Annotated in this window: 24 protein-coding genes; 8 read left to right on the forward strand and 16 right to left on the reverse strand. The window is 61.9% G+C overall.

Annotated features, from left to right (window positions below; translation table 11 throughout):
• Positions 1–142: 142 nt before the first annotated feature.
• The 6 genes from ptsP to D3P04_RS15835 all read right to left on the reverse strand — a co-directional run bounded on the left by ptsP (position 143) and on the right by D3P04_RS15835 (position 7,740).
• The gene (ptsP, locus tag D3P04_RS15810; protein WP_119750620.1) at positions 143–2,389 is read right to left on the reverse strand and encodes a phosphoenolpyruvate--protein phosphotransferase; all 2,247 of its coding nucleotides are present in this window, start codon (positions 2,387–2,389) and stop codon (positions 143–145) included.
• Positions 2,390–2,457: 68 nt separating this feature from the next.
• Positions 2,458–3,714 carry an aspartate kinase gene (locus D3P04_RS15815; protein WP_119750622.1) on the reverse strand — a complete coding sequence of 419 codons (1,257 nt, stop codon included), beginning with the start codon at positions 3,712–3,714 and terminating at the stop codon, positions 2,458–2,460.
• Positions 3,715–3,986: 272 nt separating this feature from the next.
• The gene (locus D3P04_RS15820) at positions 3,987–4,616 is read right to left on the reverse strand and encodes an SDR family oxidoreductase (RefSeq protein WP_119750624.1); all 630 of its coding nucleotides are present in this window, start codon (positions 4,614–4,616) and stop codon (positions 3,987–3,989) included.
• 3 nt (positions 4,617–4,619) lie between these two features.
• A complete protein-coding gene (locus D3P04_RS15825; RefSeq protein WP_119750626.1) occupies positions 4,620–5,030 on the reverse strand; it encodes a DUF1178 family protein in 411 nt (136 codons plus the stop codon).
• 22 nt (positions 5,031–5,052) lie between these two features.
• Positions 5,053–6,264 (reverse strand): 3-deoxy-D-manno-octulosonic acid transferase, encoded by a 1,212-nt coding sequence (locus D3P04_RS15830; protein WP_232845041.1) that lies wholly within the window; start codon positions 6,262–6,264, stop codon positions 5,053–5,055.
• 84 nt (positions 6,265–6,348) lie between these two features.
• Positions 6,349–7,740 carry a phosphohexomutase domain-containing protein gene (locus D3P04_RS15835; RefSeq protein WP_119750628.1) on the reverse strand — a complete coding sequence of 464 codons (1,392 nt, stop codon included), beginning with the start codon at positions 7,738–7,740 and terminating at the stop codon, positions 6,349–6,351.
• A gap of 141 nt (positions 7,741–7,881) precedes the next feature.
• Between D3P04_RS15835 and D3P04_RS15840 the strand changes: the two genes are divergently transcribed.
• Genes D3P04_RS15840 through D3P04_RS15850 form a run of 3 tightly spaced genes read left to right on the forward strand, consistent with a single transcriptional unit; the run spans position 7,882 to position 9,724 of the window.
• Positions 7,882–8,283 carry a ketosteroid isomerase-related protein gene (locus D3P04_RS15840; protein ID WP_119750630.1) on the forward strand — a complete coding sequence of 134 codons (402 nt, stop codon included), beginning with the start codon at positions 7,882–7,884 and terminating at the stop codon, positions 8,281–8,283.
• Positions 8,280–8,864 carry a GNAT family N-acetyltransferase gene (locus D3P04_RS15845; RefSeq protein ID WP_119750632.1) on the forward strand — a complete coding sequence of 195 codons (585 nt, stop codon included), beginning with the start codon at positions 8,280–8,282 and terminating at the stop codon, positions 8,862–8,864. The genes D3P04_RS15840 and D3P04_RS15845 overlap by 4 nt, the downstream gene beginning before the upstream one ends.
• Positions 8,861–9,724 (forward strand): carbon-nitrogen hydrolase family protein, encoded by an 864-nt coding sequence (locus D3P04_RS15850; protein WP_119750634.1) that lies wholly within the window; start codon positions 8,861–8,863, stop codon positions 9,722–9,724. The genes D3P04_RS15845 and D3P04_RS15850 overlap by 4 nt, the downstream gene beginning before the upstream one ends.
• Positions 9,725–9,981: 257 nt before the next feature.
• Here the strand turns inward: D3P04_RS15850 and D3P04_RS15855 are convergent, their stop codons facing one another.
• Complete coding sequence (locus D3P04_RS15855) at positions 9,982–10,677, reverse strand: HAD-IA family hydrolase (RefSeq protein ID WP_119750636.1); 696 nt, start codon at positions 10,675–10,677, stop codon at positions 9,982–9,984.
• A 118-nt stretch (positions 10,678–10,795) separates the two neighbouring features.
• On the opposite strand from D3P04_RS15855, the gene glmU reads away from it, so the two are divergent.
• Both glmU and glmS read left to right on the forward strand, forming a co-directional pair.
• Positions 10,796–12,139, forward strand: a complete 1,344-nt coding sequence (gene glmU, locus D3P04_RS15860; RefSeq protein ID WP_119750638.1) for a bifunctional UDP-N-acetylglucosamine diphosphorylase/glucosamine-1-phosphate N-acetyltransferase GlmU — start codon at positions 10,796–10,798, stop codon at positions 12,137–12,139.
• The gene (glmS, locus tag D3P04_RS15865; protein ID WP_119750640.1) at positions 12,139–13,956 is read left to right on the forward strand and encodes a glutamine--fructose-6-phosphate transaminase (isomerizing); all 1,818 of its coding nucleotides are present in this window, start codon (positions 12,139–12,141) and stop codon (positions 13,954–13,956) included. The genes glmU and glmS overlap by 1 nt, the downstream gene beginning before the upstream one ends.
• Positions 13,957–14,020: 64 nt before the next feature.
• On the opposite strand, the gene D3P04_RS15870 is transcribed toward glmS, so the two are convergent.
• The 9 genes from D3P04_RS15870 to D3P04_RS15910 form a co-directional block, all read right to left on the reverse strand.
• A complete protein-coding gene (locus tag D3P04_RS15870; RefSeq protein WP_182912895.1) occupies positions 14,021–15,640 on the reverse strand; it encodes a hypothetical protein in 1,620 nt (539 codons plus the stop codon).
• Between the two features lie 45 nt (positions 15,641–15,685).
• Positions 15,686–16,762 carry a protein-glutamate methylesterase/protein-glutamine glutaminase gene (locus D3P04_RS15875; RefSeq protein WP_119750644.1) on the reverse strand — a complete coding sequence of 359 codons (1,077 nt, stop codon included), beginning with the start codon at positions 16,760–16,762 and terminating at the stop codon, positions 15,686–15,688.
• Between the two features lie 4 nt (positions 16,763–16,766).
• Entirely contained in the window at positions 16,767–17,621 is an 855-nt protein-coding gene (locus D3P04_RS15880) for a CheR family methyltransferase (RefSeq protein ID WP_119750646.1), read from the reverse strand.
• A 5-nt stretch (positions 17,622–17,626) separates the two neighbouring features.
• Positions 17,627–18,160: a chemotaxis protein CheW gene (locus D3P04_RS15885; protein ID WP_119750648.1), complete on the reverse strand. Its 534-nt coding sequence runs from the start codon at positions 18,158–18,160 to the stop codon at positions 17,627–17,629.
• Positions 18,161–18,292: 132 nt separating this feature from the next.
• Positions 18,293–18,769 carry a chemotaxis protein CheW gene (locus tag D3P04_RS15890; protein WP_182912896.1) on the reverse strand — a complete coding sequence of 159 codons (477 nt, stop codon included), beginning with the start codon at positions 18,767–18,769 and terminating at the stop codon, positions 18,293–18,295.
• A 10-nt stretch (positions 18,770–18,779) separates the two neighbouring features.
• Entirely contained in the window at positions 18,780–20,744 is a 1,965-nt protein-coding gene (locus D3P04_RS15895; protein ID WP_119750652.1) for a chemotaxis protein CheA, read from the reverse strand.
• 3 nt (positions 20,745–20,747) lie between these two features.
• The gene (locus D3P04_RS15900) at positions 20,748–21,113 is read right to left on the reverse strand and encodes a response regulator (RefSeq protein ID WP_119750654.1); all 366 of its coding nucleotides are present in this window, start codon (positions 21,111–21,113) and stop codon (positions 20,748–20,750) included.
• Entirely contained in the window at positions 21,106–21,411 is a 306-nt protein-coding gene (locus tag D3P04_RS15905) for a hypothetical protein (protein ID WP_119750656.1), read from the reverse strand. Before D3P04_RS15905 ends, D3P04_RS15900 begins: the two co-directional genes overlap by 8 nt.
• 207 nt (positions 21,412–21,618) lie before the next feature.
• Complete coding sequence (locus D3P04_RS15910; RefSeq protein WP_232845042.1) at positions 21,619–23,214, reverse strand: methyl-accepting chemotaxis protein; 1,596 nt, start codon at positions 23,212–23,214, stop codon at positions 21,619–21,621.
• Positions 23,215–23,558: 344 nt separating this feature from the next.
• On the opposite strand from D3P04_RS15910, the gene D3P04_RS15915 reads away from it, so the two are divergent.
• From D3P04_RS15915 to D3P04_RS15925, 3 genes are read left to right on the forward strand one after another with little or no spacing between them, the layout of a single operon-like run.
• Positions 23,559–23,834, forward strand: a complete 276-nt coding sequence (locus D3P04_RS15915; protein ID WP_182912897.1) for an STAS domain-containing protein — start codon at positions 23,559–23,561, stop codon at positions 23,832–23,834.
• The gene (locus tag D3P04_RS15920) at positions 23,831–24,199 is read left to right on the forward strand and encodes a response regulator (protein WP_119750659.1); all 369 of its coding nucleotides are present in this window, start codon (positions 23,831–23,833) and stop codon (positions 24,197–24,199) included. Before D3P04_RS15915 ends, D3P04_RS15920 begins: the two co-directional genes overlap by 4 nt.
• 3 nt (positions 24,200–24,202) lie before the next feature.
• A complete protein-coding gene (locus D3P04_RS15925) occupies positions 24,203–26,299 on the forward strand; it encodes a chemotaxis protein CheA (RefSeq protein WP_119750661.1) in 2,097 nt (698 codons plus the stop codon).
• Positions 26,300–26,311: the final 12 nt, after the last annotated feature.

Below are 26,311 nucleotides of genomic sequence, written 5' to 3' on the forward strand. Positions count from 1 at the left end.
AAACCTGATTATCATACGGACCCTGCCGCATTGCAGCAAGCTGTATAGGCGGTAACGTGCTGCTCTGCCAACAGGTTTCCTGCTGACAGGCATAACCTTTAATTACCTAATGTTAACTCACAACGCAGTATCATCCATTCAACTATTGGCGTGCAAGCCATTCCGTGATCGGTCGGCGAAGATTGGGTCGCCCCTCTTGCAGCGCGGCGTCGATAACCTTGCGCAGCTCGATAATGGAAACCCGCCGAATCAAGTGCTTGACCGGACCGACCGAAGCCGGGCGCATGGACAGCCTGCGAATGCCCAGTGCCGCTAATGTCAATGCTTCGATGGGCCGGCCGGCATCTTCCCCACAGAACGAAAGCGGTACGCGTGCTTCTTCGCAGCGCGCGACGATCTGCTGAAGCAGCAGCAGAAATGAGGAACTGAGCGTGTCGTAACGTCTCCGCACGCGTTCATTCTCGCGGTCTGCGGCGAAAAAGAACTGCTTCAGATCGTTGCCGCCAATCGAAATGAAATCGCACATTTCGAAGAATCGTTTGGGCGCGAACGCCATTGCCGGCGTTTCAAGCATCGCGCCAACCCGGATATCGCTGGGCATATCGTGACCCAGCCGCTGCTCGCGGGACAGCTCATGCATCAAAATGCGGTAAGCGTCCTCGTATTCGCCGATATCCGAGACAAAGGGGAACATCACATGCAGCCGTTCCCCCGCAGCGGCGCGAATCAGCGATTGCAGCTGCATCCGCAACACGCCGCGCTTGTCCAGACCAACCCTGATCGCCCGCCAGCCCATCGCCGGATTCGGCTCGTCCTGCGGCTTCATATATGGCAGCACCTTGTCGGAACCGATATCCAGCGTCCGGAACATGACCGGCCTGCCACGCGCGCTGTCCATGACATGACGGTAAAGCCGCGCCAGCTCGGCCCGCTGGGGCACATGGTTGCGAATCAGGAACTGCAATTCGGTGCGAAACAGCCCGACACCCTCGGCGCCCGAGCCTTCCAGCGAGGGCAGATCGGCCATCAGCCCGGCATTCATGTAAAGCTGAATGGTCGTGCCGCAGGTGCCGGTGGCGGGCAGATTGCGCAGGCTGGCATAGCGGTCCTGCGCCGCGGCCTGCATCGCCAGATTGTCGCGGAAGGCGACCGCAACGCTTTCTTCGGGACGCAGGTGAACGATGCCCTGATCGCCATCGACCAGAATCGGATCGCCGTTCAACGCCTCGGCGGTGATGCGCGGCGCGTGAATCACCAGCGGAATGGCCAGCGCCCGCGCCACGATCGTGGCATGGCTGCCGACCGAGCCCTCTTCCAGCACCACGCCCTTCAGCTTGCGGCCATATTCCAGCAATTCCGCAGGGCCGATATTGCGGGCGATGAGAATCGGGTCGTCGGGCATCTCGGCGCCGGTATCGTTGCCCTGACCGGTCAGGATGCGCAGCAGCCGGTTCGAGAGATCGTCCAGATCGTGCAGGCGGTCGCGCAGATAGGGATCGGCGGCAAGTTCCAGCCGGGCACGGGCGGCAGATTGCTCTTTCTCGACCGCGGCTTCGGCGGACAGGCCCAGCTTGATATCCTCTTCCATCCGGCGCAGCCAGCTTCGCGAATGGGCGAACATCCGATAGGTTTCCAGCACGGCGGCATGTTCGCCGCCATCGCCCATATCGGCGGCGGCCACCATCGTATCGACGGTTTCACGCAGGCGGTTCACGCCCTCATGCAGCCGTGCCAGCTCGGTCTCGGGATCGTCGCCGACGGGGTTGGCGATCACGACGCGGGGATCATGCAGCCAGACATGGCCTTCGGCCAGACCCTCCTGCCCGGTCCCGCCGCGCAGCATCAGCGGGAAACGATGGGCCGAGGGCATGGAATCGGACTGGCCGTCCTGAAAAGCGCCAAGTTCGGTCATCTCGGCCAGAACCATGGCCACGACTTCCAGACCATATACATCGTCATCGGTGAACTGGCGTTTGTCCTGCGACTGAACGACCAGCACGCCCAGGCGTTCGCCCACGCGCTGGATCGGAACGCCAAGGAAACTGGGGAAAACCTCTTCGCCAGTTTCGGGCATGAAGCGGAAACCGGGGGCAGAGGGCGCATCGGCGGTATTGATATAGCGTCCGGTCCGGGCGACGCGCCCCACCAGACCTTCGCCCAGCCGCAGCCGGGTCTGATGCACGGCAGCCGCGCGCAGACCCTCGGTCGCGCAAAGCTCCAGCGTTTCGGCATCGCGGAACAGGTAGATCGAGCAGACCTGCGTGCCCATCGAATCGGCGATGTGATGGGTGATCTGGTCAAGCCGATCCTGCCCGCCGCCCGGCGCGGCAAGAATCCCCTTCAGCCGCCTGAGCAGCGTACGTGAGTCGCTATCGTTACGATCCGGCATCGCGCCCCTGTATTTCTTGCCGCGATGGCCCGGCGGCCCGTTCCCGGATCTTGCGCCGGGTTAAAGGATCAGGCCGCTTCAAGCCCGAAGGCATCATGCAGTGCCTGCACCGCGAGTTCCATATATTTACGTTCAATCAGCACGGAAATCTTGATCTCGCTCGTCGCGATGACCTTGATGTTGATATTTTCATCGGCAAGCGCCCTGAACATCCGCGCCGCCACACCGGTCGCGCTGCGCATGCCGATGCCGACCACGCTGACCTTGGCGACCTCGGTATCGGCGATCAGTTCCTCATAGGCGATATGACCCGCGGTCCGCGCCTCTTCCATGACTTTCCGGGCACGCTCGACCTGATTGATCGGCACCGAGAATGTCATGTCGGTCACCGAGCCGGGGTGATCCTCGTAATCTTTCTCGGAAATGTTCTGCACGATCATATCGACATTCACGCCAGCCTCGGCCAGTGGCGCGAAGATCGCGGCGGAGATGCCGGGACGATCCTCGACCGTGACGAGGGTGATCTTGGCCTCTTCGCGCGAATAGGCGACTCCGTTGACGACTTTCGATTCCATGATTTCATCCTCATCGCAGACCAGCGTGCCGGAATTCTCGTCCGTTTCCTCGAAGGACGATAGCACGCGCAGGCGGACCTTGTAGCGCATTGCCAACTCGACCGAGCGGGTCTGAAGCACTTTCGCGCCAAGGCTGGCCAGTTCCAGCATTTCCTCGAAGGCGATCTTTTCCAGCTTGCGCGCTTTATTGGTGATGCGCGGATCGGTGGTATAGATGCCGTCGACATCGGTATAGATATCGCAACGTTCGGCCCCGAAAGCGGCGGCAAAGGCGACGGCGGTCGTGTCCGAGCCGCCACGGCCCAGCGTGGTGATCCGCCCATCCGGGCCGATGCCCTGAAAACCGGCGATCACGGCAACCTTGAAGCCTTCGGCGAATTTGCGGTCGATATTGTCGCGCGGGATATCCACGAATCGCGCCGCCGAATGGGCGTCGGTCGTGTTGATCGGCACCTGCCAGCCCTGCCAGCTTCGCGCGGGAACGCCCATCTCCTGCAGCGTGAGCGCCATCAGCCCGGCGGTCACATTCTCGCCCGAGCTGACCACGGCGTCATATTCGCGCGCATCGAATAGTGGCGAGGTCTGTTCGACCCAGCCGACCAGTTCATTGGTCTTGCCCGACATGGCACTGACGATGACGATGACGTCATAGCCACGCTCGACCTCGCGCTGCACTTTCCCGGCGGCGTTCCTGATCCGCTCGAGATCGGCCACCGACGTGCCGCCGAATTTCATCACCAGAAGCGGCATGCGGGCCTCCAGCCTCAGACCTGTTCATCGGCGGGGTTTTTATGGGCGGCGGCGGGAAACCACAAGGGCAAGCGCATGCCCCGGCATCACTTCTTGCATATTTCCGACAAAAAAACTGTCTGAACGGGGAAGCGGTGGCCGGGAATTGATCGATTGATTGCGTTCCGCGCTGCAGCGGGGGATTTTGCATCCCCCGCACCCCCTGCAAGGTTTTTAGGCAAAGAAGAAATACGCGGAAGAAAGGATCGTTTCGGGGCGATCCGGTCATATCGTCAAAACGGCACGGGCTTTCCGTCATATGACAGGAAACATCCGCTGCTGCCGCGATCGAGTTCGGTGAAACGCGCGATCAGGCCGCTGACGGAGTCCTCGACCGCGATATCCGCCCCGTCCCCGCCCATATCGGTGCGAACCCAGCCGGGGTGATAGATCCCCACCGGCAGATCCAGATCCGCAGCGAAATTGCGGCCAAGATTCAACAATGCCGCTTTGCTTGCCCGGTAGGCATAAGAGCCGCCCGGCGCCCGTTGATCCGACCCCATGGCCGAGCCCAGCAGAGCGATCTTGCCCGCCCCACGGCGCAAGGCGGGCAGACAGGCCTGAACCGTCAGGTAAACGCCGGTGACATTGACGGCGAAACTGCGGGCCCAGACCTGCGCGTCGCGCTGCTCGTCCCGCAATCCCTTGTCGACATAGATGCCCGCATTGCAGATCAGCAGCGACAGGGCGGTATCCTGAAGCCGCTTTTCCAGGGTCGGGAAATCCGCCTCGCGCGTGACATCGAGCTTCCAGAAATCATCGCCGCTGCGTGCCGTTCCGATGACATTCTTGCCCATCTTGCGATAGGTCCGGGCAAGGGCCGCGCCGATCCCCCGATTGGCGCCGGTAATCAGCACTGTCATGTATCAGTTCGCCTTCTGCCGGGGGATGAAGGGCAGCGGCGCGACCGGGACGCCGTCCTCGATCAGTTTGCGGGCCTCTTCGGGGCGGGCCTCGCCGTGGATCGCGCGGGTCGGGCGGTCGCCCTCATGCATGGCGCGGGCTTCGTCGGCAAAGCGCAGGCCGACATAATCCGAATTCTTCTCGACATGTTCGCGCAATTTTTCGAGCGCCTGCTCGGCCGGATTGCGGGGCGCGTCAAGCCGCGCCTTTTCAGCCGGGACCGAGGGCGCCATCAGCGCCTTTGCCACATCGGCCGAACCGCATTGCGCGCAAGTGACCTGCCCCGCCGCCCGCATCGTCTCGAACCCCTCGGACGAGCGGAACCAGCCATCGAAGTCGTGGCCCTTTTCACAGCGCAGAGAATAGCGGATCATGCGGTAACCTTTCCCGGATTCCCTATATATCGTAAGCGCCACCGGACTTGGCAAGATCCCGCAAACGGTTCAGCAATGGCACGGGATCTCCTGCCCGGTCTTTCAGAAGCCCTTGCGCGGCCTTTCCCATCCGGTGCGCCGCGGCGGGATCCCCGGCCAGCCGCACCAGTTCCGCGCCAAGCGTCCGGGCGTCGACCGGCAACGCCGCCCCGGCTTCCGCAAGGGCGGCATAATTGGCGGCGTGATTATCCACATGGGGACCGTGCAGGATCGCGCAGCGATAGGCGGCGGGCTCCCACGGGGTATGCCCGCCGATATCCGTCAGAGAGCCACCGACGAAACAAATCCCCGCCATTGCATACCAGCGGGGCATCTCGCCCAATGTATCGGCCAGCAGGAGAGGCGCATCCCCGGCCCCGTCCGAGCGGCGCATGACGTCCAGCCCCCGCGCGGCGATCAATGCGGCGATATCCGCGCCGCGCTGCGGGTGGCGTGGCGCAAGGATCAGCCGCAGATCCGGATGCGCGGCCCGCGCGGCAAGCCATGCGTCCAGAATCGGCGCATCCTCACCTTCATGGGTCGAGGCGGCAAGCACGGTCATATCCCGCGCCGGATCGTCGGCGGGCGGCACGACCTGCGCGGGTGCCAGCAGTTTCAGGTCGAGCCGGGGCAGAATTGCCGAAGCGGGCAGGCCCAGTTGGCGCAGACGCGCCTCGCTATCCTCATCCTGTGCCGAGAAGGCCGCGATCCGGCCAAGCACCGGCGAAATCAGCCCGCGCAGCCGCGCCCAGCGTTGCGCCGAGCGTTCGGACATCCGCGCACCGATCACCGCCTGCGGAATGCCGCGATCGGCAAGCATCCGCGATCTGAGCGGCCATATTTCGGCTTCGACAGTCAGGGCAAGCCGGGGCTGGACCGCATTCAGAAAGCGGTCCAGCGCCCCCGGCACGTCAAGCGGGGCAAGGCATATCGGCAGGCCCCATTCGGCGACCATATCGCGACCGGTCTGGCTGTTCGCCGTCACCAGCAGGCTGAAATCGGCGGCAAGCGCCTGAATGATCGGGCGGGCCGAGGTCAACTCACCGACCGAGGCGCCATGTATCCAGATATCGGCAGGCGCAGAAGGGCTATCCAGCAGGAGTCGCTGTCGCAATGCCTCCGATCCGCTGATCCGGACGCGCAATCGCAAGATCATTTCGATCAGTCGCGAGATTATCCGGTAGATCGTCAGCATTGGCGCATCCATTCAGGGCCCCGTCAGTGACGCAAGCCGGGCGGGGAAGACAGCAATGGCCCATGGTTTAGGGTCAGTTTCCATCTATCCCTTCAGCAATGCCGCAAGCTCCGCCTGTTTCTCGCCCACCAATGCCGCATCGCCGTCGGATTCGAGATTCAGGCGCACGACGGGCTCGGTATTCGATTTCCGCAGGTTGAAGCGCCATTTGCCGAAATCCAGCGACACGCCGTCAAGATCGTCGCGGCTGTCGGCCTGCGCCTCGTAACGTTCGATCAGACGGGCAATCGCCGCGTCGGGATCACTGATCTCGTAATTCGTCTCGCCCGAAGAGGGATAAAGCCGCATCCGCTCTTCCAGCAATTCGGCCAGCGTCTTGCCCTTGCGCGAGAGCAGTTCGACCATCAGCAGCCAGGGGATCATCCCGCTGTCGCAATAGTAGAAATCGCGGAAATAATGATGGGCCGACATCTCGCCGCCATAGATCGCGCCGGTATCGCGCATCTTGCGCTTGATGAAGGCATGGCCGGTCTTGCTGACAACGGCTTCGCCGCCCGCCTCTTCGATCATGGCGCGGGTGTTCATGATGACGCGCGGGTCATGCACAACTTTCTCGCCGGGGGATTTTTCAAGGAATGCCGCGCCAAGCAGGCCGACGATATATTCGCCGGGAATGAAGCGGCCATTCTCGTCAAAGAAGAAACAGCGGTCGAAATCGCCGTCCCATGCGACGCCCAGATCGGCATTCTCAGATTTGACCGCCGCGACCGTGGGCGGCTGATTTTCCGGCAGAAGCGGGTTCGGGATGCCGTTCGGGAAGCTGGAATCGACATTGTGGTGCAGGCGGATGAATTCCAGAGGCGCGCCACGGCGCTGCAATTCCGCCGCGATGGCGTCAAAGGTCGGGCCGGCAGTGCCGTTGCCGGCATTGACCAGAATCTTCATCGGACGCAACGCGGAAATATCGACGAAATCCGCCATCGCGCTGGCATATTCCGCCCGCGCATGGCTGAAATCGGTGACCTCGCCCTTTTTCGCCGACGGGGCGAATACCCCGGATGTCGCCAGTTCCACGATGGGCGGCAGTTCCGTCGCCGGATCCAGCGGGGCGGAACCGCGCCCGACGATCTTCATGCCGTTGTAATTGATCGGGTTATGCGAGGCTGTGACCTCGATCCCGCCATCGGTGTCATGGAAACCGGTATGGAAATAGACCTCTTCGGTGCCCGCCAGCCCCAGATCCAGAACATCGGTGCCGCCATCCGTCAGCCCTTCGATCAGGGCCTGCGCCAGTTCGGGGGAGCTTGCGCGGCTGTCGCGGCCGACGACGACCCGCTGCGCCTGCCGCGCTTCGGCGAATGCCCGGCCGATCCGGTAAGCAATATCGGCGTCCAGATTGACCCCCAGTTCACCCCTTACATCATATGCCTTGAAACAGGTTACATCACGGTGCCCGAGATTGTTCCGATCACTCATAAGCGCTTCCTCTTGCTGCGCGGCTTTTCGGGCACAGCGCTACCAGCTTGCCGCCGAAATGCAAGTCTCTGGTCCTTTGGGCGGAGGTGACGCAGAGTGCCGGAATAGCTAGACGGGGCAAAACCAATCAAGGGGATTCGCATGGACACCAAAGCACTGATCGCGGCCTATTTCGATGCCTTCAATGCGGCGCAGACCGACAGGATGCTGGATCTGCTGCATGATGAGATCGAACATCACGTCAATGAGGGAGATATCCGCAAGGGCAGGAAACTCTTCGCGGAATTCAACGCCCATATGACCGAGTGCTACCGGGAAAACCTGACCGATATGGTGATTTTCGCCGATGAATCCGGGGATCGCGCGGCGGCGGAATATGTGGTGAATGGAACCTATCTCAAGACCGATGAAGGGCTGCCGCCGGCATCCGGCCAGACCTATCGCCTTCCCGCCGGATCGTTCTTCACCATCCGAGACGGCAAGATCTCGCGCGTGACGACATATTACAACCTTGGCGAATGGACCCGGCAGATCAGCACATGAGCGTGAAGACGCAGATCCTGACCGGCGCGGCGCTCGAATCGGCGCTGGGCGACGTCGCACGGCTGCGAATCACCGTGTTCCGGTCATGGCCCTATCTGTACGATGGCGATCTGGACTACGAGCGGAATTATCTTGCCGCCTATCAGTCGCCGGGGGCGGTGGTGGTCGCCGCATTCGACGGCGACCGGATCGTCGGGGCCTCGACCGGCGCGCCGATGACGGATCATGCCGGGGATTTCGCGGCGGCCTTCAGTGACCGCCCCGAGCCGCTTTCCGAGATCTTCTATTGCGCGGAATCGGTTCTGCTGCCGGAATATCGCGGGCATGGGCTGGGCCATGCCTTTTTCGACGCGCGCGAGGAACATGCCCGTAGTCTTGGCGCCCGCTATACCGCATTTTGCAGCGTCAGCCGCCCTGCCGATCACCCTGCCCGGCCTGCGGATTACCGGCCCTTGGACGGTTTCTGGCGCAAGCGCGGCTATGAACCATTGCCCGGAGTGGTGGCACGTTTTTCATGGAAAGATGTGGGCGACGAACTACAATCCGAAAAACCGCTGCAATTCTGGATGAGACGCTTATGAAAATCGCGACTGCCGCTTATGCGCTGGATTGGCTTGAAGATTTCGCCGCCTATGAGGCCAAGCTGACGACATGGGTTCAGAAGGCCGAGGGGGCCGATCTTCTGGTTTTCCCGGAATATGGTGCGATGGAACTCGCCTCGCTTGGCGGAACCGCAATCACCGATGATCCCGAGGCGTCATTGCACGAGGTCTCCCGCCATGCCGGGGCGGCGGCGGATCTGCATATCCGGCTGGCGCGGGAGCATGGCTGCCACATCCTTGCGGCATCCGGCCCGGTATTCGAGGGCGATCGCCCGGTGAACAGGGCGGTTCTGTTCGGACCGGGTGGACGGATCGGGCATCAGGACAAGCAGATCATGACCCGGTATGAGCGCGACCCGATGGATGTCGTCGGCGCGCCGGGTCTGAAGATTTTCGACACGGAACTGGGCCGGATCGGAATCCTGATCTGCTATGACAGCGAATTTCCGCTGCTTGGCCGCGTTCTGGCCAAAGCCGGGGTGGAACTGATCCTTGTGCCAAGCTGCACCGATACGGTTGCGGGTTTCCACCGGGTCCGGATCGGGGCAATGGCCCGCGCGCTTGAAAGCCAATGCGTCGTCGTGCATTCGCCCACCGTCGGGCAGAACGACTGGCTGCAAGTGGCGGATGAGAACCGCGGCCGCGCGGCGATCTACGGCCCGCCCGACGGGCTATGGCCGGAAACCGGGATCATCGCGGAAGGCGGCATGGACAAGCCAGGATGGGTCTTCGCCGAGATCGACAGATCGAGAATCGCCGAAAGCCGCAGGGACGGCGCGGTGCTGCCATTCGCGCATTGGCCGGAATCCGAGGTGCCGGGGCTGATCGGCCTTTCCTGACAGCCCCCCGTATCCCGTCAGAGCCGGGCGGGATAGTGCGGAGATGCGTGATCGGCGTGCTCCCGCGTAAGGCGGAAAGGCTTTTGGGCGTCCCGCGATGGCCGGGGCGCTGCCCCCGGACCCCCGAGGTACTTGCGCAAAGAAGAAGGGGAGGAGGAGGATGTGAAGCCGGGCAGGCGCAACATACTTTAGCCTCGACCTTGCTTCCCTGTCGCACAATTCCGCATCCGGCAGAGTTCGGACGGGACCACATTCGCCTATGCCGAAACCGGATCCCTGACCCCAAGCCAATCCCGCGCCAGCTCCGGCAATTGTCCGAAATCCTCAAGCAGCGCATCCGGCGCAAGGCGCGAGATCGCGTTGCCTTCCGGCCCGAATCCGACCAGCGCCACCCGCACGCCAGCGGCGGCGGCGGTCTTCCGGTCGGTCTCGGTATCGCCCACAAGGAACGAATTCGCGGGATCGCCCCCGGCTTGTTCGACCGCAGCGGTATAGGGCCTTGGATCAGGTTTGCGGACGGGCAGCGTATCCGCGCCGATCAGCGAGGCGAAAGCGTCCCGGATGCCCAGTTCGCGCAGCAATGTCTCGGCCAGTGCCTCGGGCTTGTTGGTGCAGACGGCCAGAATATGCCCATCCGCCGCAAGTTGCCGTAGCGCCTCCTCCACGCCCGGATAGAGCCGGGTGTGAACGGCGATATTCCGCCCATAGAATTCCAGCAGCCGGGGATAGTCCTGATCCTCCGCGCCGGGTGGCAACAACATCTCCTGCGCGGCACGGGCATATCCGGCCCGCAGCATCGCCCGACCCCCGTGAAAGGCAACAAGCGCGTCCTGAACGGGGTCCAGCAACGGCCCCATGCCCCGCGCCTCGAAGCAGGAATTCGCCGCGCCGATCAGGTCGGCCGAGGTGTCGGCAAGCGTTCCGTCGAGATCGAAGACCACCGTTCCAGCCATGCTTTTCCCTTTCCGTTAATATTCCGAAACCAAAGGTGAATGCCCGGGGGCTTTCCTGTGCATCTGTCACGGATTAGAACCGGCGGCAACGATACGGGGCAAAATTCGAGGCAAGGGCATGGCAGAGAAACCGCTGGCGGTAATCATTCTTGCGGCAGGGCAAGGCAGCAGGATGCAATCGGAACTTCCGAAAGTGCTGCACCGGCTGGCCGGAGTGCCGCTGATCGGACACGCCTTGGCCGCCGCGCGCAGCCTTGAGCCCGATGACGTCATCGTCGTTGCGGGCCATGGCGCGGCCAAGGTCGAAAAGGCCACCGCGAAACTGGAACCCGACGCGCGGATCGTTCTGCAGCAGGAACAGCTTGGCACAGGCCATGCGGTCCGGCAGGCCATGCCCTTGCTTGAAGGTTTCGACGGCAAGGTGATCGTGCTTTACGGCGACACCCCCTTTATCGGCGAGGATACGCTTGCCGCATTGGCCAGCCACGGCGCCGATCTGGTCGTGCTTGGTTTCGAGGCCGAGGATCCGGGGCGTTACGGCCGGTTGGTGATCACCGATGCCGGTCTGGAACGAATCGTCGAATACAAGGATGCCGATGAAGCGACGCGCATGATCGCGCTGTGCAATTCCGGGGTCATGGCGCTGGATGCCGGGCTGCTGCGCAACCTGATCGGCAAGCTGACGAATGACAACGCGGCGGGGGAATACTACCTGACCGATCTTGTCGCGCTGGCCCGTGCGGAAGGCAGGCGGGCGGATGTCGTTACCTGCGACGAAGAGGAAACGCTTGGCATCAATACCCGCGCCGAGCTTGCCGCCGCCGAGGCCGGTTTTCAGGCCCGCGCAAGGGTGAGCGCGCTTGAGAATGGCGTCACGCTGACCGATCCCGCGACGGTCTGGTTCTCTCTGGATACCGCCATCGGGCGCGATGCGGTCATCGGGCAAAATGTCGTCTTCGGTCCGGGCGTCACCATCGAATCCGGGGCCGAGGTTCTGCCCTTCTGTCACCTGGAAGGCTGCCATATCTCGTCCGGGGCCACTGTTGGCCCCTTTGCCCGCCTGCGCCCCGGCGCGGAACTGGGCAGCGAGGTGCATGTGGGCAATTTCGTGGAAATCAAGAATGCCGTGCTGGATGAAGGCGTCAAGGTCGGTCATCTGACCTATCTGGGCGACTCCCATATCGGCGAGCATGCCAATATCGGCGCGGGCACGATCACCTGCAATTATGACGGCGTGATGAAGCACCGCACCGAGATCGGCGCGAACGCCTTTATCGGCAGCGACACGATGCTGGTCGCGCCGGTACGGGTGGGGGAACGGGCCGTGACCGGCTCTGGCTCGGTGATCACCGAGGATATCGAGGAAGGCGCTTTGGCGCTCGGGCGGGCACGGCAGGTCACGAAGCCGGGGCTTGGCATCCGGCTGATGCAGGCGCTGCGCGCGCAAAAGGAGAAAAGCTGATGTGTGGCATTATCGGAATCCTGGGTCGTCACGAGGTTTCGCCTCAGCTTGTCGATGCGCTGAAACGGCTGGAATATCGCGGCTATGACAGCGCGGGCGTGGCCACCATCGACGAAGCCGGCAAGCTTGACCGCCGCCGCGCCGTCGGCAAGCTGGTCAATCTGTCTGACCGGCTGGTGCATGAACCGCTGCGCGGACATACCGGCATCGGCCATACCAGATGGGCTACGCATGGCGCGGCGACCGAAGAGAACGCGCATCCGCACCGGTCCGGCCCGGTCGCGGTCGTGCATAACGGCATTGTCGAGAATTACCGCGAATTGCGGGATGAGCTGGTCTCGGCCGGCATCCAGCCGGAATCGCAGACCGATACGGAAACCGTCGCGCTCATGACCGGGAAATTCATGGCCGAAGGCATGCCCCCGCGCGAAGCGGCGCGGGCAACCCTTGCCCGGCTGAAGGGCGCTTTCGCGCTGGCCTTTCTGTTTGAGGGCGAGGATGATCTGATCATTGCCGCCCGCAAGGGCAGCCCGCTTGCCATCGGTCATGGCAAGGGCGAGATGTTCCTTGGCTCGGATGCCGTCGCGCTGTCGCCCTTTACCGACCGGATCACCTATCTGGAGGATGGCGATCATGCGGTTCTGACCCGCGAAGGCGTGCAGATCTACAATGCGGAATGCGAGCAGGTCAGCCACCCCGAACACCGGATCGATGTCGGCACGACGGCGATCGACAAGGGCGGGTATCGTCATTTCATGGCGAAGGAAATCGCACAGCAACCTTCGGTGATTGCCGATGTGCTGAACCATTATATCAAGGATAACCGGATCGTATTGCCCGAGGGCCTTGATTTCAGCAAGGTGGACAGGCTGTCGCTGGTCGCCTGCGGCACGGCGCATTATGCGGGCCATGTCGCGAAATACTGGTTCGAATCGCTGGCAGGTCTTCCCTGCGACACGGATGTCGCGTCGGAATTCCGCTATCGCGAACCGCCGCTGTCACCGAAAAGCTGGTTCGTCGCGGTCAGCCAGTCCGGCGAAACCGCCGACACGCTGGCGGCGCTTCACTATGCGCGGGGACGGGTCGACCGCACCATCGGGCTGGTCAATGTCGGCACATCGGCAATCGCCCGGGACGCAGATATCGCGCTGCCGACGCTGGCCGGGATCGAGGTCAGCGTCGCCTCCAGCAAGGCTTTCACATGTCAGCTGACCGTGCTGGCGATCCTTGCGTTGAAAGCGGCACATGATCGCGGGCGGATCGACGATGACGGGCTGGTCAGATATCTTGACGAATTGCGCGCGCTTCCGGGTCTGCTCCAGCAATCGCTTGATCTTTCCGGCGATTGCCAGGCCCTGTCCGAATGGCTGTCGCAGGCGCGGGACGTCCTGTATCTGGGACGCGGCGCGCTGTTCCCGGTGGCGCTGGAAGGCGCGCTGAAGCTGAAGGAGCTCAGCTATATCCATGCCGAGGGATATGCGTCCGGCGAATTGAAGCACGGCCCCATTGCGCTGATCGACCGGGATGTGCCGGTGATCGTGCTGGCGCCGTTCGACCATCTGTTCGACAAGACCATCTCGAACATGCAGGAGGTCATGGCCCGTCATGGCCAGATCCTGCTGCTGTCGGATCGGCAGGGCATCGAGGCGGCAAGCGAAGGCGTTCATGCAACCCTGACCATGCCCGCCGGCGGGGATCTGATCCAGCCGATCCTTTACGCCATCCCGATGCAATATCTTGCCTATCACACGGCGGTTGCCAAAGGCACGGATGTCGATCAGCCGCGCAACCTGGCGAAATCCGTGACGGTGGAATAGACGGCTGCCACAACTACTGACGCGCGATCGGCAAGCCTGTCTGCAAACCGCCGCCGATCCGGCGTCAGAAGAAGATGTCATCCAATGTCTGTTCGCCAAGCTGAGCCGCCGGTATGGCGGCGGGGGGCAAAGAGCCGACAAGTTCCGCATGAACCTCCCGCTCCCGATCCATCGTGTAGATCGCGGCGAATGGCGCAAGGGCGGCGGCGTCATCGGGTGACAATTGCCTTGCGCCGACCCTGGGCGCATAGGTGGCGATCCGCGAGATCAGTTCCGGCAAACCGGACAGCGCGTGCAGCCCTTCATCGACCGAGTGCTGCAGGGTAAGCGCCGCCTTATGCGCCGCCTCCTGCAACGCCTCCAGCCGGGAAAACATCTCTGCGGCCAGAACAAGATCCGCATCCGCGCGGGCGATCAACTCGCTCAGATGTCCGGCATCCGCGGTCAGGCGGCCGAAATCCGCGTTTTGCGTGATCTCATCGATCCGGCCGAAATTGGTACGGCAGCGGCCATTCAGCTCATTGCATGCATGCGCGCGTTCCCGAACCGTCGTGGAAAGCACATCCATCGCGGATTTGGCCGAGCCGCTGCGCCGCGCCAGCAGACCCGCATTGACGGTGGCAAGGCTGACCTCAAGCGCGGTGGAGGAAAGCGTTTCAAGATTCTCCCTGGCATCGGCAATAGAGGAATTGATGTTCTGCACCGCATCCATCGCCCCGTTCAAAGCCGGAGCGACAAGCTGCTCGATCTGGTGGCCGTCATCCAGTTCGGCACGCCAGACCGCCAGAAGTTTCGTGGCCTGCGCCCCGGTATCGCCGGTCAGGGCACGAACGGCGGACTGGCCGACCGTCCCCAATTGCTCCAGCGCGTCGCGGGTAGCGGAAAGCATTCTCGTCGCATCGGACACAAGCGCCGAGATCTGCGCCGTTGCCAGAACCGCGGCCGATGGTTTCGTTTCCGCCGCCGTCAGGATCGTTTCGATATGATCCAGCCGCTGTGCGAAAGCATCCGAAAACTGGATACCGGTCATGAGAATGCCGGTATTCACCTGCGTATTTTCGCGAAGCTGCTCGGCCAGGATGATTGCCGCGCCGCAGATCTCCTCCATCGCCGGAGCCGCCTGATCCCCAGCCTGCTGGTCGATTGCCCGCCGCGCGCAAGACGCGGCCGTCCCAAGCTGAGCCGTTGCCTGCCGGACGGCCAGGCCGATACTCGACAGTCCTTCATGGACCGCCGTGGTGGTATGGGACAATCGCTGGATCATGCCGCGCAGGGTGACGATGTAATCCTCGATCGCCTCGATATTGACCGAGTAGCCGGTGACCCGCGTCATGGATGCGATCGCGTTCAGCTGACGGCACTCGCGGCGCAGGGTCTCGACCGCGTCCAGCCCGTCGGAAATCGCATTCGTCAGATCCACCGTCGAAATCGCGCTATGGGCACAGCGCAATTGTTCGGCAAGATGGCTACAGGCGACACGCAGCGCCCCGGATTCGCGGCGGGCGCTTCCCACATCACCGACAAGCTGACTCAGGCATGCGAAATCGCCGCCGATACCATGCAGCGCATGGTGCACCTTTCCAAGCACGCCGGTCAGCCGTTCGAACAGATTCTGACACTCGCGCCGAAGGGCGCCCAGCTCGGCCGCTTTCGACACTGCATCTGCAGGATATGCCGACGCCATCACCGCCTCATTCATATTTTTCCGCATCGAACAGGCCCCCTTCCCCTAACCTGCGGCAAGCCGAAGCAGCGTCGCCGGCAATTGCGACAGCGGAACTTCGTCCTCGACCGCACCAAGCTTTTTCGCTTCCCTCGGCATCCCGTAGACCACGCAACTGCTTTCGTCCTGCCCCAGCGTCCGCGCCCCTGCCTGCCGCATTTCCAGAAGCCCCCGGGCGCCGTCATCGCCCATGCCGGTCATGATCACGCCGATCGCATTGCGCCCGGCGTTACAGGCGACCGAGCGAAACAAGACATCGACCGAGGGCCTGTGCCGCGATACCAGCGGGCCGTCACGGACCTCTACGCAATAGGTTGCGCCGCTTCTGGTCAGAAGCGTATGCCGGTTCCCTGGCGCGATCAGGGCATGGCCGCGCAACATCCGGACACCGCTTTGGGCCTCGCGCACGGTAATCCTGCATAACCCGTCCAGCCGGCGCGCAAATGCAGCGGTGAAATGCTCCGGCATGTGCTGAACCACGACGATCGGCGGGCAATCGGCGGGCATCGCCTCAAGCAGCGCGCGCACCGCCTCGGTGCCACCGGTCGAGACGCCGATAGCGATCAGCGTCTCGGTCGTCTTGCTCATGGCGCGACCAGAAGGCGGAGCAAGCACAGCGTCGGCGGACAGCTTTTCCGACACCGGCCGGGGCGCTATCTTGCCGATCCGCGCATGTGCCGCCGCCTTGACCGCATCGCACAGAATCGTGCGGCTTTCCTCGAGAAATCCCTTCACGCCCATCTGCGGCTTGCAGATGACATCGACCGCGCCGGCCTGAAGCGCCTGCGTCAGCGTCTCCGTATCCTCGCCCACCAGAGACGAGCACATGACAACGGGAATGGGGTTTTGCGACATCAGTTTGCGCAGAAAGGTCACCCCGTCCATTCTGGGCATTTCCACGTCCAGCGTAATCACATCAGGCCGGTTCCTGCCGATACTTGCCGCAGCGGCGAAGGGATCGGCGGCGGTTCCGATGACCTCCAGTTCCGGGTCCGAGGACAGCAGGCTCGCCAGGGTCTGGCGAACGACGGCGCTGTCATCGACAACAAGAACGCGTATCCGGCGGCGAGCGAAAGGGGTCATGGCATCAGACCTTTTGATAAATGGAAGCTGCGATCTGCCGCAGGTTGCCGGGCAGCTCTGACAGACTTTCGGAATGGCCGGTCATCAGGTAACCGCCGGTGCGCAGGCGCGAAACAACCCCTTCTACCGCGCGCAATTGGTCTTCAGGCTGAAAATAGATCAGCACATTGCGCAGAAAAACCACATCCGCGGTAATGCTGAGACGGCGATCCAGATCGACAAGATTGGCCCAGCAAAGCCGGGCACGGCTTCGCAATTCGGGCACGATGCGATATATCCGCGGCGTTCCACGCGAATGCATCAGATATTCGCGCCGCAGGGCGTCGGGCAGTCCGGAAATCTGATCCTCGGAAAAAACGGCGGCAGCGGCACGGCGCAGGATCTGGCGGGAAACATCGGTGCCCGCGACATCCCATGACATGCCGCCGGGCAGATTCCTTGCAAACTGATCCAGCACGATCGCGGCGGTCCACATTTCAGAGCCAAGCGAACAGGCCGCGCTCCAGACGGTCAGCTTGTGATCGCGACCCGCTCCGTTCTCGAGAAGCGCGGGCAGACCTTCGTTTGCCAGCCAGTCGTAATGCAGTTTCTCCCTGAAAAAACTGGTCGTATGGGTGGTAAGCGCCTCTGCCAGATACCGCGCTTCGACCTCGCCACCCGGGCCGCGCAACGTTTCAAGATAACTGTCGAAATCACGGCAGTTCAGCTCGCGCAGCCGACGCCCGACCCGCAGTTCCAGAAACGAAATCTTGTCAACCGAAACGGCAACACCGGTGATACGCTTTGCCGTGGCGATCAGGGTTTGCGCCTGTGCGGTGGTCAGTTTCGGCGTAGCGAAGGTATTTTCCAGATGAGTCATGGCGATCAATCGAAATCAAACGGCCCTGCGGCATCGCTTTTGAACAAGCGATCAAGGGCAAGCATCATGATGAGCTGACCATCGACCCGCGCCACGCCGGTCATTGCAGCCGCGTTCCAGCGCACCATCGTCACGGGCGCAGGCTCGATCTCGGCATCGGCGATGGCGACGACGCTCAGAACCCGGTCGGCGATGACCCCGACCGGCTTTCGGCTGTCCGCATCAAGTTCGAATACGACGATCCGCCCCTCTTCCCTGGACAGGGGATGGCCAAGGCCAAGATGGCTGAGCAGGTCGATAACCGCGATTCCCTGGCCGCGAACATCGATCATTCCCAGAAGATCGGCAGGCGCATTCGGCAAACACGATATCGGCTGAAGGTCAAGAATCTCGCGGACGGTGCCGACCTCTACCGCGAAAATCTGACCGGCGAGCTCGAATGTGACATAAGTCTGCGGCTCGGCGCCCCTGACGCCGTCACCGGCATCCGCCCATTGATCCGGGGATAATTCTGAGGCTTCGCTTTGCAATTCGGGCATGATCGCGGCTCCTGAGGGCAAGATGATCAAAAAAAGGCGCAATGACAGCCAGCGGCATCAACGACCGCGCGGCGGATATTTCCGCGAACCTGGCTTTTATCGTCAAACGCATGACAGTATCCGTGTTCAGCTTTACGCAGCCCGTTCGGGATCGGGGCAGAACAGATTTTCAGTGTCCAGAAATATCGCCAGATCGCTTCCGTGCCGGATCACGCCGCTGACATATTGCTCGGGCCAGCGCGATCCCAGATCCGGGATCGGTTCGAGCGCGGAGATATCGGTTTCCGCCACTTCCTCGACCGCATCGGTCATGATGGCGAGCCGCGTGGGGATTCCGGCAACGGGCAGCTCAAGGACGACCAGCCGGGTTGAATTGCTTGGCCTCTCCGGCTGCATGCGAAGACGCTGGCGGATATCGATAAGCGGAACGATGGCGCCGCGCACATTGACCAGTGCAGGCGCAAACGCGGTCGCATTCGGCACTTCGGTCACCGGGATCGGATCGAGAATCTCGTGGACCCGGCTGACAGAGATGGCGAATGCTTCGCCGGAAAGCCGGAAGATCAGGACCATTTCATATGACGACGACTGGCGAGAGGCTTTGGTCATGCGCATTCCCTTATGCTGCCGGTTTCCGTTCAATCCGTTCGGCAAGCGCCCGGCGGGCCAGGGTTGCCACATCGATGATCAATGCCACTGAACCATCGCCCAGGATCGTTGCACCGGCGAAACCCGGAACATCCCGATGATATTGGCTGAATGTCTTGATGACCGTCTGGTTTTGACCAAGAATGTCATCAACCACCAGCCCAAGACGCTGACCATCGAATTTCACGATCACCACACGCCGCCGGCTTTCAACGCTGGGCGGCCAGCCGAACACCTCGTCAAGGTCAAGGAACGGCACCAGATGTTCGCGGATACACAGCATCGTCCGGCCCGATTCACGCTGACGCTCGGCCGCATCCAGTTCGACGCATTCCTCGACTGCGGCAAGGGGGATGACGAATACCGCATTGCCCAGGCGCACCAGCAACCCGTCGATGATCGCCAGGGTCACAGGTAACCGGAGCGTAACCCGCGTTCCGGTCCCACGGCGGGACGCAACCTCGATCGAGCCGCGCAACGCATCCACAGTGGATCGCACCGCATCCATCCCGACGCCGCGGCCGGACACGCTTGAAACCTGCTTGGCGGTCGAGAAGCCCGGCGCAAAGATGAGTTGAAAAAGCTCGCTTTCCGTCGGCTGGGCTTCGGGTGAAAGCAGGCCGCGCTCGATCGCCTTGAGACGGATGGCCTCGGCGTCAAGCCCGGCGCCGTCATCCTTGATCGTGATCAGAACCTCTCCGCCTTCCTGCCGCGCGGACAGGCGCACGGTCCCACGTGACGGCTTGCCCGCCGCCGTGCGCGCGCCGCCACTTTCGATCCCGTGATCCATGCTGTTACGGATCATATGAACCAGCGGCTCGGACAAGCGGTCGATAACCGTCTTGTCGATTTCGGTCTCACCGCCTTCGGTAATCAGGGTCACGACCTTGCCCAATTCGGTGGACAGATCCCGTACGACACGGCGGAACTTGCCGAACACGACCTCGATCGGCAGCATGCGGATCGACAGGGTCGCATCGCGAAGGCCGGTCACCAGTCTTTCGATCTCTTCGACCACCGATTCCAACTCGGCATCTGCTGACGCCATCTGGCACAACCGGGCCTGAGCAATGACCAATTCGCCCAGCTGATCCATGATTTCGTCAAGTTTCGCAGCGGGAACACGAACGCTTTCGCCGCTTTTCTCCCTGACATTGCTGGATGATGGCTCAACTTCGGAGGGATCGGCTTTCGCCGGAGGCGCGATCATCTCTTCGGTGATTGCAAGTTCGGCATCATCGGCAAAGATGAACACGGCCTCGATCGCGCTTTTGGGCTGATCGGTTTCAAGTTTGATGGTCCAGCCCAGATATCCCCGGGTCGGTTCAAGCTCATCCATCGACGGAAGCGCCGTAATATCAGCCGAGACATCGACCGGTCCAAGGCCGCCAAGCTCTTCGATCAGCAGGTCGGGACGCATCCCGTTTCGCAAGGCATTCACCTCGGGCACGAAACGGATCAACCAGCGCCGCGCGGTTCCAGGTTGCTGAACCGGAGCCGTCGTTTCCGTGTCTTCGTTGCCGCCTGTGGTCTTTGACGTCTCGCTGCCGGTAATCTCGAACAGCGCGGCAAGCAGGGCAATCGCTTCGGGCGCCTCTTCCAGCGCGGTCGCCTGCGGACCATCTCCACCGCAGTTCAACAGCGCGATCATGTGGTCCCGCGCCCGCAATGACAGGTCGATCAGCCGGCCGTCTATCGATAACCGGCCTTCGCGAACGCGATCGAACGCGTCCTCAAAATGATGGGTGAACCGCGCAAGCGTGCCGAAGCCGAACATCGCCCCCGAGCCCTTGACGGTATGCAAGGTCCGGAACACGGCATCTATCTGTTCGGGATCCGAACGATCTTCCAGATCCAGCAGCAGATCTTCGAGACCTTCAAGAATCTCCTGCGCCTCCTGAACGAAAGCGCCGATTGCGGGATTGATGTCATCCATGACTTACCCCGCCAGTTTCTTGGCCACGGTCAACAGCATTTCGGCATCGAAAGGTTTGTTGATCCAGCCGGTCGCGCCGGCGGACTTGCCCTCTGCCTTCAGCTCCGGCTTGGTTTCGGTCGTCAGCATGACAATCGGAATGCCGGCACCGGCCGCGTCTTGCCGCGCGTTGCGAATGAACTCGATCCCGTTCATCACCGGCATGTTCAGATCCGTGATGATCAGGGCGGGTTGATCCGCCCGCAGCTTGCTAAGCCCCTCTGCCCCATCCGCCGCGGTGACGATCTGATAGCCATGGGGCTGCAGCGTGAATGCAACCATGTCACGGATTGCCTTGCTGTCATCTATTATCAATACGGTCTTAGCCATTTCGGCCCTCCGGTTTGTGGTTGCCGACGAGTTCCGCCTGACCCAGACGGTTGCATATTTCCCGAGCCCGGGAGGTGACCCGGCTCGTTGCGTCACCCTGATTTCTCAGTTCCCGAATGGCGGCGAAAAGCAGCTGGATCGCGGGTTGGGTCGGCAGCAGCGGATCCGTCGGCACGGGCGCGATATCCAGTGTGCCGCCATGTTTGAAACCAAGCCAGGTTCTCAGATCGTCGAGAACCTGAGCGGCGTCGCTTGGCGCAAGCGCTCCGTCTATGATGAATGTCGTTGCGGCTGTCATTTCAGAATCATTGCCCAGGTAAGATTGGCTTGTGTCCCCATCCTGACCCCGGATCTCTAAGATTTCGTTACCCGGAGGCAGGCATCCTGAAGGATGCGGATTCAATTCGATACAATTGAACGCAACTTCCGGCCGGCATAACGCATTGCCCCGCGCGTCCGGGAACGCGCGGGGCAATGGCTGGCCGTCAGGTCCGAATCGCACAGGTCAGAATTCGTGGAACCGGGCGCTGCCTGCTGGCGCGCCGCCCATCGCGGCGACCAGCGCGACCGGGGCGATATCGGCAGCCATTTCCATATCCGGTTCCATCTCTTCCAAAATATCGGGCTCCGGTGTTTCACCGATGCTGAACCGTGCGAATTCGCGCAGCAGATCATCCGCACGCTGCACAAGCGACGCAGCCACGGCATTTGTCGACTCGGCCACGGCTGCGTTTTGCTGAGTCACCTGATCCAGCTGATTGACGCCTACCGTGATCTCCCCCAGCCCGGTCGACTGTTCGCTTGCCGCAACCGCGATTGCGGAAATCTGATCAGACACATCCAGGGCCTTGTGCAGAATCTGTTCCAGACATTCGCCCGTCCGGTCGACCAGGGCGGAACCCGCCTCGACCTGCGTGGCGCTTTTGGAGATCAATGTCTTGATCTCGCGCGCGGATTCGGACGCACGCTGTGCCAGTCCGCGAACTTCCGAGGCGACAACCGCAAAACCGCGCCCGGCTTCACCGGCCCGGGCGGCCTCGACCCCGGCATTCAATGCCAACAAATTGGTCTGGAAGGCGATATCGTCGATCACACCGATAATTCTGGTGATCTGATCCGAGGATTTCTCGATTCCCTTCATCGCTTCGACCGCTTCGCGCACGACCGACGCGCCGCTTTCCGCGATCTTCCGGTTCTCAAGACTCGCATTCTCGGCATTCTTGGCCCGAATCGCCGTCGACCTTACGCTTTCGGTCAATTCGTTCAGCGCCGCTGCCGATTGTTCAAGCGTGGCGGCCTGGGTCTCGGCGCGGCTGGACAGATCCTCGGCAGCCGAGGTGATTTCCGCCGATCCGCCGCGAACCTGATCCGCCACATCCGAGAACCGCGAAAGCGCACCCGACAATATCAGGACCACGCTGTTATAGGCTTCGCGCAGCGCCTCATATTCGGCGGGAAAGGGATCCTGTTCGGGACTGGCGATCGCCTCGGTCAGATCGCCATTCGCCAGCCGGTTCAGGCCCGCGCCGATCTCTCCGACAACCCGGGCCTGCGCCTGCCGCTCGGCTTCGCGGCTGCTGTTTGCCTTTGCTTCCCTTGCAAGAATCTCGTCACTCAGCCTGCTGCGCGCCTGCGTATTATCCCTGAATTTCCAAAGCGCCCGGGACAGTTGCGCCAGTTCGTTCCTGCCTTCAAGCCCGGTGATTTCGATCGACATATCATTATCCGCAAGGCACCTGGCCTGCGTGACAATGCGGGAAATCTGCCGCGAGATCGACAGGCCCAGCATCGCGGCAAGCATGCCGCCACATAACGCAATCGCGGCAATCCCGGCCATGATCGTGATCAGCATGCCACGGTGAAGCGCCGCACGCCGTTCATCCAATGCCGCTTGCCGTTCAGAGGCATGCGGCGCGAAAGGCTGCGACAGGGAGGGCGTTTCACCCGTCTCGGCAAATCGATCTGTCTGCATATCCGCCTGCTGCAGGCTGTGCATGCGTTGCAACTGGCCGCCCGCAATCAATCCGAAAGCGATGACCAAAGTCAGGATGATGCCGAAGCATATGAAGATCTGCGTTCCAATTTTCACGTTCCGTAACATGAGATTCCTCAAATATTTACTGACACTTATTCGGCCGCAATCGTCTTGCTCCGGCCTGATGTTCTGGCGTGATTCGCCAATGACGGCGCGGCGTCCCGCAGGCGCAGCGTAACCGGGCCGGCATAAGACCGACCGGTCCTGTGCCCGGAATCGGGATCCGGACGGATTCGATGCCATGCAGTCGTAAAACCCACATTCGAACTCCTGTTGCGATGCGGATGAGATTACGGGCGAAAGATTAAGGAATACCTGCCGGTGTCGCATCCGGATGAAAGCGATTCCGCGCAACCATTTGTTAAATCCCCGCTGCTAGGAATCGGGTCATCGCCTCGAAAGGAGTTGCCGTGACCATTTTGACCTTGCCCGAAACGCTTGACCGAAGGGCAGTAGCGGAACTTTCCCCGAAACTTCTGGCCCTTCGCGGCGCCGCGATCGTGCTGGATGCGGGCTCCGTCCGGAAACTGGGCACGATCGGATTCGAAATGCTGATCGCCGCGCGGCATCAATGGCAGGCGGACGGGTTGGAAATCGAATTTCGCAATTGGTCCGAAGACGCCATGCAGGCGCTGACTCGTATCGGCGCATCTGTGGATATGCTGACGGGTGAGGCAGGGCAATGACAATACGCATTCTCGCGATCGACGATTCGCCGACCATACGCGCACTTGTCGCCAAGGCGCTTCGCGGCGCCGGATTCGAGGTCGTTCTTGCCTCTGACGGGGTGAGCGGGATCGAATCCCTTCCGGAAGCCCAGCCCGATCTGATCATCACCGACATCAACATGCCGCGAATGGACGGGTTCGGAGTTATCGAAGCGGTTCGCGCCGACGACCGTTACCCGGACGTTCCGATCCTTGTCCTGACAACGGAAAGCGGGGCCGATCTGAAGGCTCGGGCACGCCGCGCGGGCGCCACCGGCTGGATCGTCAAACCGTTCGAGGATGCCAGGCTGATTGCAATCATCAACAGGGTGTTGGGGAGGTAGCAAATGGCGGAGATGGACGAAATCCAGGAAATGTTCTTCGACGAATGCGGTGAACTTCTGGAGGGGCTTGCGAACGGTCTTCGTCAAATGGACCAGCCCGGATATGACAAGGAAACGGTTCATGCCGTCTTCCGCGCCGTCCATTCGATCAAGGGTGGTGCCGCCGCATTCGGGCTGAACGATCTGGTCACTTTCGCGCACCGGTTCGAAACCGTCCTTGATCTGCTGCGCTCGGACAGGCTGGAAGCGGATCCGGCATTGATGTCCATCATGCACCGGTCGTCGGATTGCCTTGCCGATCTTGTGACGGCGGCGCGCCAGTCGTCCGAGCCGGACCACGCCAAGCGCGAGGCATTGCTGACAGAGCTTGACCGGATCATGGCCGATGGCGGGGATGACGACGCGATAGAGTTCACGCCGATGGTCATCGATATCGGCGCTCTGGATGGCGAAGATCCCCTGCCCGGGCTTGCCGGTGAGGCCGGGTTCAACATTCATTTCATTCCCGATGGCGATCTTTACCGCTCCGGGAACGAGCCGGCAGCCCTGTTCCTTGCCCTAGCGAAACTGGGCGAGGCAGAGATCCGGGTGGATTCCGATTTCGTGCCGCCTCTGTCGGACTGGTCGGAAGATCAGCCGCAGCTCCGGTGGACGATCATTCTGCACACGAATTGCGCCGCCGATGAGATCGCCGAGATTTTCGAATTCGTCGAGGATTGCTGCGAGCTTCACGTAACCCCGCTGACAGCGGAACCGGATGGTCCCCCGAAACCGGACGAGATCTCTGATTCCTCGCCCGGGGACATTCCCGAAACCGCGCAGATCAACCCGCCGGAACCCGCTCAGACCGATTCTGCCAGGCCATCAAGACCCGCTGCATCCGGCGGCGATTCCGGCGCGACGATCCGGGTCAGCCTCGCGCGGGTGGACCGGCTGATGAACATGATCGGCGAACTCGTCATCAAGGAGGCGATGCTCGCGCAGGTCATCCAGACCGCCGGGATGAGCGAGGATCCCGATGTCCTTGCGGGCCTTGACGCCATCGGCCAGCTTGCCGGCGACATTCAGGAAAGCGTCATGGCGATCCGCGCGCAGCCGCTGAAGCTGGTGTTCCAGCGTATGCACCGCATCGTCCGCGAAGCCGCCGACGCGACCGGCAAACAGGTCAATCTGGTCACGGTCGGAGAAGAGACCGAGGTGGACAAGACCATGATCGAGCGGCTGATCGATCCCCTGACCCATATGATCCGAAATTCGGTGGATCACGGTCTGGAAGACGGCGAAACCCGGCAGGCGCGCGGAAAACCCGCGGAAGGCCGGATCACCCTGTCGGCCGCCCATCGCTCTGGCCGGGTCCAGATCGAGGTTTCGGATGATGGCGGCGGGATCAATCGGCCGAAAGTGCGTGAAATCGCCGAAGAGCGGGGGTTGGTCGCATCCGGCGCATCCCTGAACCCGGCAGAGATCGATCAGCTTCTGTTCATGCCGGGCTTTTCATCGAAAACCGAGGTCTCGGCTTTGTCCGGGCGCGGCGTCGGGCTGGATGTCGTCCGGCGCGAGATCATGGATCTTGGCGGTCGCGTGATGATCCATTCGGAGATCGGGCAGGGCACGACATTCTCGATCGCCCTGCCTCTGACGCTGGCTGTTCTTGAAGGAATGCTGATTCAGCTTTGCGGCGAAACGATGGTTCTTCCGATCAACGCGGTTCAGGAAACGATGCGCGCCAATCCGTCGATGCTGCATGGCGTCGGGCAGGATGGCCGGCTTCTGTCCAATCGCGGCGATCTGATACCCATCATAGATCTGGCCGGAGAATTCGGATTGCGTGACTGCCCCGCGACGATCGAAGGCGGCGTCCTGATCGTGATCGAGGCCGACAATCAGAAACGATCCGCCTTGCTGGTGGATGGCATCATAGATCAGCGCCAGGTCGTCATCAAAAGTCTTGAAGAGAATTATGGGCATGTGCCGGGGGTGTCGGCCGCGACCATCCTTGGCGACGGCAAGATCGCCCTCATCATCGACCCCGAAGAGGTTGTCCGGACATCGTCCGGCGATCACGACAGGGCAGTCCCGGCCGCAGCAGCACAGGGATGAATCATGCTTCAG

This window comes from Paracoccus onubensis, from assembly GCF_003591515.1.
GTDB classification, from domain to species: Bacteria; Pseudomonadota; Alphaproteobacteria; order Rhodobacterales; family Rhodobacteraceae; genus Paracoccus; species Paracoccus onubensis.